The organism is Yersinia sp. FDAARGOS_228 (assembly GCF_002073315.2).
Classification (GTDB): Bacteria; Pseudomonadota; Gammaproteobacteria; order Enterobacterales; family Enterobacteriaceae; genus Yersinia; species Yersinia intermedia.
Map to the genome: position 1 here is coordinate 187,573 of NZ_CP020409.2, position 12,776 is coordinate 200,348.

A 12,776-nucleotide genomic window follows, 5' to 3' on the forward strand; every position below is an offset into this window, starting at 1 on the left:
TAGCCATAAAAAATGCCAGCACGATATCATCGGCTGGCATCTGTTTTTCTGGCGTTTTAGCGGGTTTATTCGCCTTTTATACGCTCAATCTTGGCACCCAGTGCACGCAGTTTATCTTCAATACGTTCGTAGCCACGGTCGATATGATAAATACGATCAACAATAGTTACCCCGTCAGCAATACAGCCCGCTAATACCAAACTGGCTGAAGCACGCAAATCAGTGGCCATCACCTGAGCACCTGACAGTTGCTCAACACCATAACAAATCACGGTATTGCTCTCGATTTCTGCATGTGCGCCCATACGGATAAGCTCAGGCACATGCATGAAACGGTTCTCAAAAATAGTCTCGGTGATAACACCGGTCCCTTCAGCCACCAAATTCAATAAGCTGAATTGAGCTTGCATATCTGTTGGGAAACCAGGGTGCGGTGCGGTGCGCAACGTAACCGCCTTTGGGCGCTTCCCGTGCATATCAAGGCTTATCCAGTCGTCACCTATTTCAATATCAGCACCCGCTTCACGCAGCTTAGCCAATACCGCATCCAGCGTATCAGGGCGAGTTTGACGGCAGACAACCTTACCGCCAGAGATAGCCGCTGCAACCAGGAAGGTACCGGTTTCAATGCGGTCAGGCAGCACACGATAAACACCACCACCCAGGCGAGCAACGCCCTCAATGGTAATCCTGTCAGAACCTGCACCACTGATTTTCGCACCCAGCGTATTGAGGAAATTAGCCGTATCGACAATTTCCGGCTCACGGGCCGCATTTTCAATCACGGTGGTGCCTTCAGCCAATGTGGCAGCACTCATAATGGTAACAGTCGCGCCAACGCTAACTTTATCCATTACGATATGCGCGCCTTTCAGGCGACCATCGACGGAGGCTTTAACATAGCCCTCTTCCAGCTTGATTTCAGCACCCAGTTGTTCCAAACCGGAAATATGCAAATCAACCGGACGCGCGCCGATAGCGCAACCGCCGGGTAAAGAGACCTGGCCTTTGCCAAAACGGGCAACCAGCGGCCCCAGCGCCCAAATAGAGGCACGCATGGTTTTGACTAAATCATAAGGGGCACAAAACTCATTCACACCGCTGGCATCAACAAAAACTGAACCAGAGTTATCACGTTCAATTTTTGTGCCTAATTGGCTGAGCAGCTTAATCGTGGTATCAATGTCTTTTAGCTTTGGGACATTTTGCAACTCTACCGGGTCTTCAGCCAGCAACGCGGCAAACATTATTGGCAATGCGGCGTTTTTCGCACCGGAAATAGTGACTTCACCGCTTAGGCGAGTCCGCCCCTGCACTCGAAATTTATCCATTGTGACCACTCTCTGTTATCAATTCGAATTTACTGCCCGCCTTAGAACTGTTGATGCTTCGTTAAACAGCTCACGGGCCAACAGCATTAAAAGCCGTTTAGTTTGCGATCCCGTTGCCACTCTTGTGGCGTATAAGCCTTAATCGATAAAGCATGAATACGGTTATCAGCGATATATTCCATCAACGGCGCATACACAGCCTGCTGTTTTTTCACCCGGCTCATATCGGCAAATAACTCACCGACAGCAATCACCTGAAAGTGGCTACCATCACCGGTAACATGCGCTTCTTGTAATGCTAATGCTTGCATCAGCACGTCTTTAATTTCGTTAGTATCCATAAGATTCATTCTATTTTAAGAGGATCGTTATTTTTAAGGTAAGCATAGCCAGCCAAACATATTAGTGGAATACGGCGTGCTCCGAAACTAAAGAAAAGCCCCTGTTTCGTTGTTACGCACAGGGGCCTTTGAATATCTTTGGCTTTTAGCTTTTGGTATAGGCGACACAGAAAGCCGCCAGCTTAACTAACGAGCCATTTCCACTGGAATTATCTGCTGAAGGTTGTACAGCTCAATCAGTGTAGATAGCCGGTCACTGACACCGGTAATCATTAGTGAGACACCTGGCTTGCTTTGAGGTTCATGAAGAAAATGCAATTCACGAAAGTGCACCAGCAATGCCAAGCCTGATGAATCAACACGCTGTAATTGGCTGACATCAATACGCGTCTTACCCGCCAACAACGCCTCACGCTGCTGCCAAAGCGGTAGCAGCGTTTCACGATCCAGTTCACCTTGCAGTACCAGCGTTTCGTGCTCAGAGTGCCAGCTTAGTTTATCTGCCATAATTATTTTTTATCTAACGTAATAGGCTGTTTCGCGGCGATCAACAACTGCTTAGTCAGGCCATCAACCCCTTGCTGACGCAGGATAGAAGCCCACTCATTTTGCTTGGTGCTAATCATGCTCACCCCTTCGGCTATCATGTCATACGCCTGCCAGTTACCGGTTTGGCTATTTTTACGCCATTGGAAGTCTAAACGCACCGGTGGGCGGCCGTTTGGATCAAGGATGGTCACGCGGATAGCAATAATATTGGCATCACCCAGCGGTTGGTCTGGTGCTACATCGTAAGTTTGGCCGTGGTACAGTGCCAATGCCTGACCGTATGCTTGTTCCAGATATTGACTGAAAGCATTGAAGTACGCTTCGCGTTGCGCAGGGGTTGCCGCTTTATAATAGCTGCCCAGAACCAACGCACCGGCATATTTGATTTGGACAAATGGCAACAATTCTTCGCGTACGATGGTGCGCAGGTAGTCCGGGTTCTGTTTGATCTTAGGCTGTTCGTTTTTTAAGCGTGTAAATGTTCTTTGCGCAGCTTCATCCATCATCCGATATGGGTTTGTTTGATCGACAGCATTCGCCAGTGGGGCTACCACCAGCAACGCAACCATAAGTAAACGTTTAAACATTCAGAAACCCTCTTAAGGATGTTGAGTTGCAGGTAAGCTGCCATTTTCTACCGGAGTGGGTGCCGCAGCCGTTGGCGCTGCTGACCCAGTTGCTGGTGCATCAGCATTACCATCGCCGCCACTCTTGTACAAGAACTGGCCGATAAGATCTTCCAAAACCAGTGCAGATTTGGTGTCTTGAATTATACCGCCATCTTTCAAAATACTGGTGCCCATATCCGGGTCTTCAAAACCGACATTTAGCGCCAGGAACTGTTCACCCAACAAACCAGAAGTACGTACCGCCAAAGAGCTGGTATCCGGGATATGGTTATAACGTTGTTGAATGTCTATCGCCACACGCGGGCTGTAGTTTTTGGTATCCAGTGTGATATCAGCTACCCTGCCGACCACAACACCGCCAATTTTGACTGGCGAATTGGTTTTCAGACCGCCAACATTGTCAAACGTTGCGTAAATTCGATAAGTCGGCTGGTTGCCTACTGATTTGATATCCGCAACCTTCAGGCAGAGGAATACGACTGCCAGAATAGCAATCAGTATAAACAAACCTACCCAGACTTCACTTTTCTTCGTTTGCATCGACTCAATTCCCAAACATCAGTGCTGTCAGCACAAAATCCAATCCCAATACCGCCAGCGATGAATGCACTACGGTACGGGTCGTTGCCCGGCTAATCCCTTCAGACGTTGGGACCGCATCATAACCATTGAACAGCGCAATCCAGGTCACAGTAATAGCAAATACCAGACTCTTAATTAGGCAATTCAGTAAATCGGTACGCCACTCAACAGCATTTTGCATCGCGGACCAGAAGAAACCACCATCGATCCCTTTCCAATCAACACCAACCACAGAGCCACCCCAGATACCCACGGCGACAAAAATAGCGGTTAATAATGGCATACTGATAAGACCTGCCCAGAACCGGGGGGCCACCACTCGACGTAGAGGGTCGATTGCCATCATTTCCAAACTGGAGATCTGCTCAGTCGCTTTCATTAAGCCAATCTCAGCAGTCAGAGCTGAACCGGCGCGACCAGCGAACAACAGAGCGGTCACCACGGGCCCCAATTCACGTAACAGTGATAACGACACCATCATCCCAAGGCTGGCTTCAGCACTGTATGTTGTGAGGATCAAAAAACCCTGTAACCCCAGAACCATGCCGATAAACAGACCGGAAACCACGATAATCAGTAGCGATTGCACACCGACGCTATAGAGCTGTTTAACCAATAATGGCCATTGCTTTCGCGGCTCAGGCCGCCCGACAAGGGCATTGAATAACATTAAACCTGCGCGACCAAAGGATGCGCAGACATTAATGCCCCGGCGACCCAAAGACGCTAACGCCTGTACTAACATGAATACTCCATCAGCCTATCTCCTTCGTACTTGAAGCTACAGGGGGTTAATTTTCTACCGACCTGTAAATCCAATCACTTGGGGTATAACAGCTCAGTTTTATAATCACCAGCCGGAAAACGGAAAGGCACCGGCCCGTCGGCAATACCATCGAGGAACTGGCGCACCCGCATATCGCCATTAGCTTGCAACTGTTCCGGTGTTCCTTCGGCAATAACATGCTGATCGGCAACAATATAAGCATAATCAGCAATACTAAGGACTTCAGGCACATCGTGGGAAACCACGACGCAAGTCACGCCTAATGCATGATTCAGCTCATCAATCAGTTTTACCAGCACCCCCATGGTTATAGGGTCCTGACCCACAAATGGCTCATCAAACATAATCAATTCAGGATCAAGGGCAATGGCCCGAGCCAACGCGGCGCGCCGCGCCATACCGCCAGACAATTCGGCAGGCATCAGATTAGCCGCACCACGTAGCCCCACCGCTTCCAGCTTCATCATCACCGTACTGTGCAGCAGTTCCTCAGGCAAACGACTATGCTCGCGTAATGGGAAAGCCACATTCTCAAACACGGTCAAATCGGTAAATAACGCGCCAGATTGAAACAGCATGCTCATCTTCTTACGCACATCATACAAACGCTGACGTGAAAGCGCCGGAATATTATCACCATCGAACCAGATTTCACCTGCATCCGGTACCAGTTGCCCACCGATCAGGCGCAACAACGTGGTTTTACCAATCCCTGATGGCCCCATAATCGCAGTTACTTTGCCGCGAGGGACCGTCATGTTGATATCGGCGAATATCGGACGCTGACCACGGGTAAAATTCATCCCACGGATCTCTATCAAATTCGACGACGGTTGGTTCATTATCATTCGTCCCTTTAGACCTTTGGTTACTCATCCGAGCGCCAATGCTACATCAAATGGCGACAACGAGCACAATGGGAAGTATTTTGGCAACTTATTGCCACTTTTTCGTAGCCAAAGTTGCCATAAGTTTTACTTTTCTAGTACTCAGAGTCAAAATTAGGGTTAACTCAAAAAAGAGCGTAAAACGCTTGTAGTGATTTTTACCCATGGGCTAACTGTTTGCACAGGCGACCTATTCTCAACGGATCTTGGGTTACCAACAGTTAGCTTCTACCAACGGATCGGGATTATACCTAATAAAGGACTCTGCATGTTTCTTGCGATAACACTATTAATCATCGGCTTGGTTTTATTAGTGTATGGCGCTGATCGATTAGTTTATGGCGCTGCCGTGTTATCCCGTTCTTTCGGCATCCCACCACTCATTATTGGGATGACTATCGTCGGTATCGGCACATCGCTGCCTGAGTTGATGGTTTCGGTCACTGCGGCCATGAATAACCAGACCGATATGGCGGTTGGGAACGTGCTTGGTTCTAATATTACCAATTTATTGCTGATTGTGGGTGGCGCAGCCCTGATACGCCCATTGACAGTAAGGTCAGAGATTTTGCGCCGTGAATTGCCGTTGATGTTAGTCGTCACGGTGCTGTGTGGTTTCCTGCTGGCTGATAATCATCTCAGCCGTTGGGATGGTATTATTTTACTGACCGCGGCGGTGGCGTTTATTACCCTGATGCTAAAAATGGCCCGTCTGGCCCATGCGGAAGGCAATGACATTCTAACGCGCGAGCAACTGGCTGAATTACCTCAAGACAGTAGCAATACTGTTGCTCTATTGTGGTTGGTGCTGGCCTTCATTATCTTGCCCCTGTCGGCCAAAATGATTATCGATAATGCCACTGTCATTGCCCGGGTTGCCGGTGTCAGTGAACTGGTTATTGGGTTGACAGTTATTGCTATCGGCACCAGTTTGCCTGAATTGGCTACTTTCATCGCCGGCGCGCTGAAAGGGGAAGATGATATGGCGGTTGGCAATATTATTGGTTCGAACATTTTTAATATTGTGATTGTGTTAGGTGTGCCTGCACTGCTCTCCCCTGGTGATATTAATCCAGAGGCTTTCCAACGTGACTATTGGGTGATGCTGGGTGTCAGCGTGATATTTACCCTTCTTTGCCTGGGGCGCAAACATCGCATCGGCCATATGGCGGGCGCTCTGTTATTATGTGGGTTTATCGCTTATCTAGCCGTGCTGTTTTTTGCGCCCTTTAATGTGGCATAACCATGTTCATTCAGCGGGAACCATGTATGTCTTCTTATGATTTACAGCCAGAAACTGATTCACCATCGGGTATTAACCCATTGCCAAGAGTAGATTTTCAGCAGGCAGGTAAACAGGTGCTTCGCATTGAGCGCGAAGGGCTGGCACAACTCGATCAATACATTAATGACGATTTTGCTAACGCCTGCAATGCAATATTTAATTGCCATGGCAAAGTTGTGGTGATGGGGATGGGCAAATCGGGTCATATTGGTTGCAAAATTGCTGCCACCTTAGCCAGCACGGGGACCCCCGCCTTTTTCGTCCACCCCGGTGAAGCCAGTCACGGCGATCTCGGCATGGTTACACCACAAGATATTGTGCTCGCCATCTCTAATTCAGGGGAGTCCAACGAGATACTCGCGTTGATCCCGGTCCTCAAGCGCCAGAAGATCCCACTTATCTGCATGAGCAATAATCCTGACAGTAGCATGGGTAAAGCGGCCGATATTCACTTGTGTATTAAAGTGCCACAAGAGGCTTGCCCATTAGGATTGGCACCAACCACCAGTACCACCGCCACTTTGGTCATGGGGGATGCGCTCGCGGTGGCATTGTTACAGGCTCGTGGCTTCACTCAAGAAGATTTTGCCCTCTCCCATCCGGGCGGAGCACTGGGGCGCAAGTTGCTATTGCGAATCAGCGATATCATGCACACGGGTGCAGAGATCCCGCACATCAGTCCCGATGCATCATTACGCGATGCGTTACTGGAGATTACTCGGAAGAATCTGGGTTTAACTGTTATCTGTGACGATTTGATGATGATTAAAGGTATCTTCACCGATGGTGATTTGCGCCGGATATTTGATCTAGGGGTCGATTTGAATCACGCGAAAATTGCAGATGTGATGACCAGTGGCGGTATCCGGGTGCGCCCAACCATGTTAGCCGTAGATGCACTTAATCTGATGGAGTCACGCCATATTACCGCAGTGTTGGTCGCAGATGGTGATCAGTTGCTGGGTGTAGTGCATATGCATGACATGCTTAGAGCTGGTGTAGTCTAACCATCGGCTGCCTGGTAAACAAAACAGCTAACAACGCCGCAACGTCAAGTAAGAAGGGTTTCCCAAATTAATTGGGGTTGCAGCTAGGCAGCAAACGAGTGCATCCCGATGAGCTTACACTAGTAAGTGATTCAGGTGAAAGAGAGCAGCTAACAACGCCGCAACGTCAAGTAAGAAGGGTTTCCCAAATTAATTGGGGTTGCAGCTAGGCAGCAAACGAGTGCATCCCGATGAGCTTACACTAGTAAGTGATTCGGGTGAAAGAGAGCAGCTAACAACGCTGCAACGTCAAGTAAGAAGGGAAAAATGAGCGACACCGTATATCAGGACACATGCTATGGACCCGTTGCCAACACCGTGATGTCACGTGCGGCGAAAATTCGCCTACTGATTTGTGATGTCGATGGTGTGATGTCCGATGGCCTGATTTATATGGGCAATCAAGGCGAAGAGCTAAAAGCTTTCAACGTGCGTGATGGTTATGGTATCCGCTGCCTGATAACCTCAGGTATTGAAGTGGCTATTATTACTGGCCGCTGCGCAAAATTACTGGAAGACCGCGCCAACACCTTAGGTATTCGCCACCTTTATCAAGGGCAATCTGATAAGCTGGTGGCCTATAACGAATTGTTGGTAGCATTAGCATGCCAGCCTGAGCAGGTTGCTTATATTGGGGATGATCTGATTGATTGGCCAGTCATGGCACAAGTAGGGTTCTCTGTCGCCGTGGCGGATGCTCATCCGTTACTTATTCCCAAGGCGCATTATGTGACGCGAATCAATGGCGGGCGCGGCGCAGTACGTGAGATATGTGATTTGATATTATTAGCTCAGGATAAACTTGAAGGTGCCAAAGGATTGTCGATATGAGTAAAACAAGACTATGGATAACGATATCCCTGGCACTGATTGCTTTGGTATTGATTGGCTGGAATATGTCAGGCTTCAATCAGCCAGATACGCAAACTGTGGCTGATGATAATGAGCCCTCTTCGCAAAGTCAGCATACTGTGACCGTCGTTTTCAATCCGGTCGGGCAATTGAATTATAAATTGGTGGCTGAGGACGTACAGAACTTCAGCACTCAAGAATTAACTTGGTTTACCAAGCCGGTAATGACTCTATTTGCTGAAAATGCAGTTGCCACTTGGACGGTACGCGCAGACCGCGCCAAACTGACCAATGATAAGATGCTGTATTTGTATGGTCATGTTGAAGTTGATAGCCTGACACCAGATGCACAGTTACAAAAAATTAAAACCGATAACGCCCAGGTTAATTTGATCACTCAGGATGTATCCTCAGACGATGAAGTTACCCTCTTTGGTGTTGGATTTACATCTAACGGCATGAAAATGCGTGGGAACTTGCGGGATAAAACCGCTGAGCTGATTGAAAAGGTTAAAACCTCTTATGAAATCCAAAAATAAACTTCGTCATTTTTTGCTTGCCAGTTCACTTTTGACCGCAAGCCTGCCTGCTCTGGCGTTAACGGGTGATACTGATCAGCCCGTCACGGTTGACTCCGTTAAGCAAGCGTTAGATATGGAAGCAAATACCGTCACATTTACCGACAATGTGGTTATCAAGCAAGGTACCATTGAGATCAAAGCTGATAAAGTCGTGGTTACACGCCCCGGTGGTGATCAAAGCAAAATGGTCATTGAGGGTTATGGTAATCCGGTGACGTTCTATCAGATGCAAGACAGCGGCAAACCCGTTAAAGGCCATGGGCAGAAACTGCGTTATGAAGTCGCAAATGATTTCGTGGTGTTGACTGGCAATGCCTATTTGGAGCAACTTGATAGTAATATCAAGGGTGATCGCATCACTTATCTGGTGAAAAAACAGCAGATGGAAGCCTTCAGTGATAAAGGCAATCGCGTCACCACCGTGTTATTACCGTCCCAATTACAAGACAAAGGGCCAGCAGCTTCAGGCCAAAAGAAGAGTAAGTAATCATTTATGGCAACATTAATCGCAGAAAAGCTGGCTAAGGCGTACAAAGGCCGTAAAGTAGTCGAAGACGTAAGCCTCAATGTGAAGTCCGGTGAGATTGTGGGCCTACTTGGGCCGAACGGCGCAGGAAAAACCACTACTTTTTATATGGTCGTCGGCATTGTCCAGCGTGACGCCGGGCGTATTGTGATTGATGACGAAGATATCAGCCTCTTGCCTCTCCATGAACGCGCCCGTCGCGGTATTGGTTATTTACCGCAAGAAGCCTCTATTTTCCGCCGCCTGAGTGTATTTAACAACTTAATGGCGGTGCTGGAGATCCGTAACGATCTCTCTGCTGAGCAGCGTGAAGAACGGGCTGATGAGCTAATGGAAGAATTCCATATCACTCATTTACGTGACAATCTGGGGCAATCTCTTTCTGGTGGTGAACGCCGCCGTGTTGAGATAGCTCGTGCGCTGGCGGCAAATCCTAAGTTTATTCTGTTGGATGAGCCTTTTGCCGGGGTTGACCCGATCTCCGTTATCGATATCAAGAAGATCATTGAACATCTGCGCGACAGTGGCCTCGGCGTTCTGATTACCGACCATAACGTGCGTGAGACATTAGACGTTTGTGAGCGGGCTTATATCGTAAGCCAAGGCCATTTAATCGCTCACGGTACACCACAGGAAATTTTGGCTGACGAACAAGTTAAACGTGTTTATCTGGGTGAAGAGTTCCGTCTCTGACCTTTGCCCAACACCCCACAGATTTCAAGATGTAGGAAGGCAGCAAACACACCTGCAATTTGAAAGATGACGGGGATTTCGTCATCCATTAAGGAAAATTGATACCGCATTATGAAGCAAGGTTTGCAACTCAAGTTTAGCCAACAACTGGCAATGACACCGCAGCTTCAACAGGCTATTCGCTTGTTGCAGCTTTCTACGCTTGAACTCCAGCAGGAGATTCAGCTAGCGCTGGAAAGTAACCCGCTGCTTGAGCAAACTGATCTTCATGAAGAGATAGAGACAAAAGAGACTGTAGACAGTGAATCGCTTGATACTCGCGAGGCCCTGGAACAAAAAGATATGCCAGAAGAGTTACCCCTTGATGCCACCTGGGATGAGATCTACACCGCAGGCACGCCATCAGGCATGGGCAATGACTACAGCGATGATGAGCTGCCGGTCTATCAGGGGGAAACGACTCAAACATTACAAGATTACCTAATGTGGCAAGTGGATTTGACCCCCTTCTCTGATACCGATGTTGCTATTGCGACCTCTATCGTGGATGCGGTGGATGAAACCGGCTACCTTACTGTGCCACTGGAAGATATTCTGGAAAGCATTGGGGACGAAAACGTTGCACTGGACGAGGTGGAAGCGGTACTTAAGCGGATACAACACTTTGATCCTATTGGTGTCGCAGCGCGTAACCTGCGTGAATGTCTGCTAGTACAGTTGTCACAGTATGACAAAGATACCCCCTATCTTGCCGAAGCTCGCCTCGTCGTTAGCGATTATCTGGATTTGCTGGGTAACCATGATTTCCGTACGATGATCCGCTTGAGTCGGCTAAAAGAAGATACACTTAAAGAAGCGATAACCCTGATTCAGTCTCTGGACCCGCGTCCGGGCCAATCCATCAATACCGGGGAGTCAGAATATGTCATTCCCGATGTTTTGGTGCGTAAAGACAAAGATCAATGGACGGTAGAGCTTAATGCCGATAGCATTCCACGCCTAAAAATCAACCAGCAGTATGCGGCGATGGGGAACAACACGCGTAATGACAGTGACGGGCAGTTTATCCGTAGCAATCTGCAAGAAGCGAAATGGTTGATAAAAAGCCTTGAAAGCCGTAATGAAACGTTGCTGAAGGTGGCGCGTTGTATAGTAGAGCAGCAGGTAGCGTTTTTTGAGAATGGGCCTGAATTTATGAAACCCATGGTACTGGCCGATATCGCCCAGGCCGTGGATATGCATGAGTCGACAATCTCTCGCGTGACCACGCAGAAGTTCCTGCACAGTCCACGGGGTATTTTCGAGCTAAAATATTTCTTCTCCAGTCACGTCAATACAGATAGCGGAGGTGAAGCTTCTTCCACCGCAATTCGTGCACTGGTGAAAAAATTGGTTGCGGCAGAAAACCCTGCTAAACCACTGAGTGACAGTAAGCTGACCACACTATTATGTGAACAAGGCATCATGGTGGCGCGGCGTACCGTTGCGAAGTACCGAGAGTCGTTATCCATCCCGCCGTCAAATCAGCGTAAACAGTTGGTTTGACCTGAACTGAGAAGGAAGACACTATGCAGCTCAATATTACCGGACATCATGTCGAAATAACCGAAGCATTACGCGAGTTTGTTACCACTAAATTTGCCAAACTTGAGCAATATTTTGATCGCATTAACCAGGTATATGTGGTTTTAAGTGTTGAAAAAGTAAAACAAATTGCAGAAGCAACGGTACATGTGAATGGAGGCGAGTTGCACGCAAGCTCAGAGCAGGAGGATATGTACGCTGCAATTGATATTTTGGTTGATAAGCTGGCACGCCAGTTGAACAAACACAAAGACAAATTGAAACAACACTAAGAATCCTTGCGGCTGTTATACCCAGAGAGCATGGCGTTGCAGGTAGGCAGCAAGCGGATGACAAACCGGTTAAACACCGATTTGAATAGCATTTATGCCAGCCCGCAGGGTGAGTAAACGTAGCGAACAGCCCGGTAGCTTTATGTACAAAGGGTATATTCACCAATAAAGGTTCTACACTCGCTACATAACAGTTTCCTGCGCCAGGAGTGAATCCCCGCAGGAAACGGTTTAAAAAGCGCTTAAGTGAAAGATGAGATGATCAACGATCCAGCATTGCAATTAAGCTCGGTATTAAATATCGAGTGCACCAAAAGCTCCGTACATTGCTCAAGTAAAAAACGAGCTTTGGAAATTATCAGCGAGTTGGCTGCCAAGCAACTTAACCTGCCTTCACAGGTGGTTTTTGATGCTGTATTGACCCGTGAACGTATGGGCAGCACCGGTATTGGTAGCGGTATCGCGATACCTCATGGCAAGTTGGAAGAAGACACACTGCGCGCAGTGGGGGTATTTATCCGTCTGGAACAACCTATTGCCTTCGATGCCATTGATAACCAACCCGTTGATCTATTATTTGCCTTGTTGGTTCCGGCAGATCAATGTAAAACTCATTTACACACTTTGTCTTTAGTGGCCAAGCGATTAGCTGATAAAACAGTGTGTCGCCGCCTACGAGCGGCACAAAGTGATGATGAACTTTATCAAATTATTACTGAATTACCGCCAGAAACAGCGTAATCAGGAAAGTAGCAACTGTTTTATCTGTTATGCCCGGATCGTGTAGCCGGAATATAGGGTTCTAATGTATGCCCAATAGATTTTAAGGTG

16 protein-coding genes are annotated in these 12,776 nt (G+C 48.0%); 9 read left to right on the forward strand and 7 right to left on the reverse strand.

The genetic code is table 11. The annotated features are described in order from the left end of the window. Positions 1 to 65 precede the first annotated feature (65 nt). The 7 genes from murA to mlaF form a co-directional block, all read right to left on the reverse strand. Positions 66 to 1,331 (reverse strand): UDP-N-acetylglucosamine 1-carboxyvinyltransferase, encoded by a 1,266-nt coding sequence (murA, locus tag A6J67_RS00870; protein WP_050296885.1) that lies wholly within the window; start codon positions 1,329 to 1,331, stop codon positions 66 to 68. An 86-nt stretch (positions 1,332 to 1,417) separates the two neighbouring features. Next, a complete protein-coding gene (ibaG, locus tag A6J67_RS00875) occupies positions 1,418 to 1,672 on the reverse strand; it encodes a BolA family iron metabolism protein IbaG (protein WP_004710915.1) in 255 nt (84 codons plus the stop codon). A 186-nt stretch (positions 1,673 to 1,858) separates the two neighbouring features. Continuing rightward, on the reverse strand, positions 1,859 to 2,179 hold the full coding sequence (gene mlaB / locus A6J67_RS00880; RefSeq protein WP_005188424.1) for a lipid asymmetry maintenance protein MlaB: 321 nt from the start codon (positions 2,177 to 2,179) through the stop codon (positions 1,859 to 1,861). 2 nt (positions 2,180 to 2,181) lie between these two features. Continuing rightward, positions 2,182 to 2,808, reverse strand: coding sequence for a phospholipid-binding protein MlaC (mlaC, locus tag A6J67_RS00885; RefSeq protein ID WP_005188427.1), 627 nt, complete (start codon positions 2,806 to 2,808; stop codon positions 2,182 to 2,184). 12 nt (positions 2,809 to 2,820) lie between these two features. Then, positions 2,821 to 3,390 carry an outer membrane lipid asymmetry maintenance protein MlaD gene (gene mlaD / locus A6J67_RS00890; RefSeq protein ID WP_050296884.1) on the reverse strand — a complete coding sequence of 190 codons (570 nt, stop codon included), beginning with the start codon at positions 3,388 to 3,390 and terminating at the stop codon, positions 2,821 to 2,823. A gap of 4 nt (positions 3,391 to 3,394) precedes the next feature. After that, positions 3,395 to 4,177, reverse strand: coding sequence for a lipid asymmetry maintenance ABC transporter permease subunit MlaE (gene mlaE / locus A6J67_RS00895; RefSeq protein WP_005188437.1), 783 nt, complete (start codon positions 4,175 to 4,177; stop codon positions 3,395 to 3,397). A gap of 74 nt (positions 4,178 to 4,251) precedes the next feature. Next, a complete protein-coding gene (gene mlaF, locus A6J67_RS00900) occupies positions 4,252 to 5,061 on the reverse strand; it encodes a phospholipid ABC transporter ATP-binding protein MlaF (RefSeq protein ID WP_050296883.1) in 810 nt (269 codons plus the stop codon). A gap of 313 nt (positions 5,062 to 5,374) precedes the next feature. Between mlaF and A6J67_RS00905 the strand changes: the two genes are divergently transcribed. The 9 genes from A6J67_RS00905 to ptsN all read left to right on the forward strand — a co-directional run bounded on the left by A6J67_RS00905 (position 5,375) and on the right by ptsN (position 12,686). Beyond that, positions 5,375 to 6,349 (forward strand): calcium/sodium antiporter, encoded by a 975-nt coding sequence (locus tag A6J67_RS00905; RefSeq protein ID WP_005188440.1) that lies wholly within the window; start codon positions 5,375 to 5,377, stop codon positions 6,347 to 6,349. A gap of 26 nt (positions 6,350 to 6,375) precedes the next feature. Then, the gene (kdsD, locus tag A6J67_RS00910; RefSeq protein ID WP_005188442.1) at positions 6,376 to 7,398 is read left to right on the forward strand and encodes an arabinose-5-phosphate isomerase KdsD; all 1,023 of its coding nucleotides are present in this window, start codon (positions 6,376 to 6,378) and stop codon (positions 7,396 to 7,398) included. A gap of 306 nt (positions 7,399 to 7,704) precedes the next feature. Further along, a complete protein-coding gene (gene kdsC / locus A6J67_RS00915) occupies positions 7,705 to 8,268 on the forward strand; it encodes a 3-deoxy-manno-octulosonate-8-phosphatase KdsC (RefSeq protein ID WP_032906963.1) in 564 nt (187 codons plus the stop codon). Next, the gene (gene lptC, locus A6J67_RS00920; protein ID WP_032906967.1) at positions 8,265 to 8,828 is read left to right on the forward strand and encodes an LPS export ABC transporter periplasmic protein LptC; all 564 of its coding nucleotides are present in this window, start codon (positions 8,265 to 8,267) and stop codon (positions 8,826 to 8,828) included. The genes kdsC and lptC overlap by 4 nt, the downstream gene beginning before the upstream one ends. Further along, the gene (gene lptA / locus A6J67_RS00925; protein WP_032906968.1) at positions 8,812 to 9,357 is read left to right on the forward strand and encodes a lipopolysaccharide ABC transporter substrate-binding protein LptA; all 546 of its coding nucleotides are present in this window, start codon (positions 8,812 to 8,814) and stop codon (positions 9,355 to 9,357) included. Before lptC ends, lptA begins: the two co-directional genes overlap by 17 nt. Positions 9,358 to 9,363: 6 nt before the next feature. Beyond that, entirely contained in the window at positions 9,364 to 10,089 is a 726-nt protein-coding gene (gene lptB / locus A6J67_RS00930; RefSeq protein ID WP_005188448.1) for an LPS export ABC transporter ATP-binding protein, read from the forward strand. A 111-nt stretch (positions 10,090 to 10,200) separates the two neighbouring features. Next, positions 10,201 to 11,634 (forward strand): RNA polymerase factor sigma-54, encoded by a 1,434-nt coding sequence (gene rpoN / locus A6J67_RS00935; RefSeq protein WP_050296882.1) that lies wholly within the window; start codon positions 10,201 to 10,203, stop codon positions 11,632 to 11,634. A gap of 23 nt (positions 11,635 to 11,657) precedes the next feature. After that, entirely contained in the window at positions 11,658 to 11,945 is a 288-nt protein-coding gene (hpf, locus tag A6J67_RS00940; protein WP_004392031.1) for a ribosome hibernation promoting factor, read from the forward strand. 258 nt (positions 11,946 to 12,203) lie between these two features. After that, complete coding sequence (gene ptsN, locus A6J67_RS00945) at positions 12,204 to 12,686, forward strand: PTS IIA-like nitrogen regulatory protein PtsN (RefSeq protein WP_032906970.1); 483 nt, start codon at positions 12,204 to 12,206, stop codon at positions 12,684 to 12,686. The last annotated feature ends 90 nt before the right edge of the window (positions 12,687 to 12,776 follow it).

Coding starts and splice junctions, on each gene's coding strand:
- murA (WP_050296885.1), bottom strand. CDS start 1,331: ATGGATAAATTTCGAGTGCAGGGGCGGACTCGCCTAAGCGGTGAAGTC.
- ibaG (WP_004710915.1), bottom strand. CDS start 1,672: ATGGATACTAACGAAATTAAAGACGTGCTGATGCAAGCATTAGCATTA.
- mlaB (WP_005188424.1), bottom strand. CDS start 2,179: ATGGCAGATAAACTAAGCTGGCACTCTGAGCACGAAACGCTGGTACTG.
- mlaC (WP_005188427.1), bottom strand. CDS start 2,808: ATGTTTAAACGTTTACTTATGGTTGCGTTGCTGGTGGTAGCCCCACTG.
- mlaD (WP_050296884.1), bottom strand. CDS start 3,390: ATGCAAACGAAGAAAAGTGAAGTCTGGGTAGGTTTGTTTATACTGATT.
- mlaE (WP_005188437.1), bottom strand. CDS start 4,177: ATGTTAGTACAGGCGTTAGCGTCTTTGGGTCGCCGGGGCATTAATGTC.
- mlaF (WP_050296883.1), bottom strand. CDS start 5,061: ATGAACCAACCGTCGTCGAATTTGATAGAGATCCGTGGGATGAATTTT.
- A6J67_RS00905 (WP_005188440.1), top strand. CDS start 5,375: ATGTTTCTTGCGATAACACTATTAATCATCGGCTTGGTTTTATTAGTG.
- kdsD (WP_005188442.1), top strand. CDS start 6,376: ATGTCTTCTTATGATTTACAGCCAGAAACTGATTCACCATCGGGTATT.
- kdsC (WP_032906963.1), top strand. CDS start 7,705: ATGAGCGACACCGTATATCAGGACACATGCTATGGACCCGTTGCCAAC.
- lptC (WP_032906967.1), top strand. CDS start 8,265: ATGAGTAAAACAAGACTATGGATAACGATATCCCTGGCACTGATTGCT.
- lptA (WP_032906968.1), top strand. CDS start 8,812: ATGAAATCCAAAAATAAACTTCGTCATTTTTTGCTTGCCAGTTCACTT.
- lptB (WP_005188448.1), top strand. CDS start 9,364: ATGGCAACATTAATCGCAGAAAAGCTGGCTAAGGCGTACAAAGGCCGT.
- rpoN (WP_050296882.1), top strand. CDS start 10,201: ATGAAGCAAGGTTTGCAACTCAAGTTTAGCCAACAACTGGCAATGACA.
- hpf (WP_004392031.1), top strand. CDS start 11,658: ATGCAGCTCAATATTACCGGACATCATGTCGAAATAACCGAAGCATTA.
- ptsN (WP_032906970.1), top strand. CDS start 12,204: ATGATCAACGATCCAGCATTGCAATTAAGCTCGGTATTAAATATCGAG.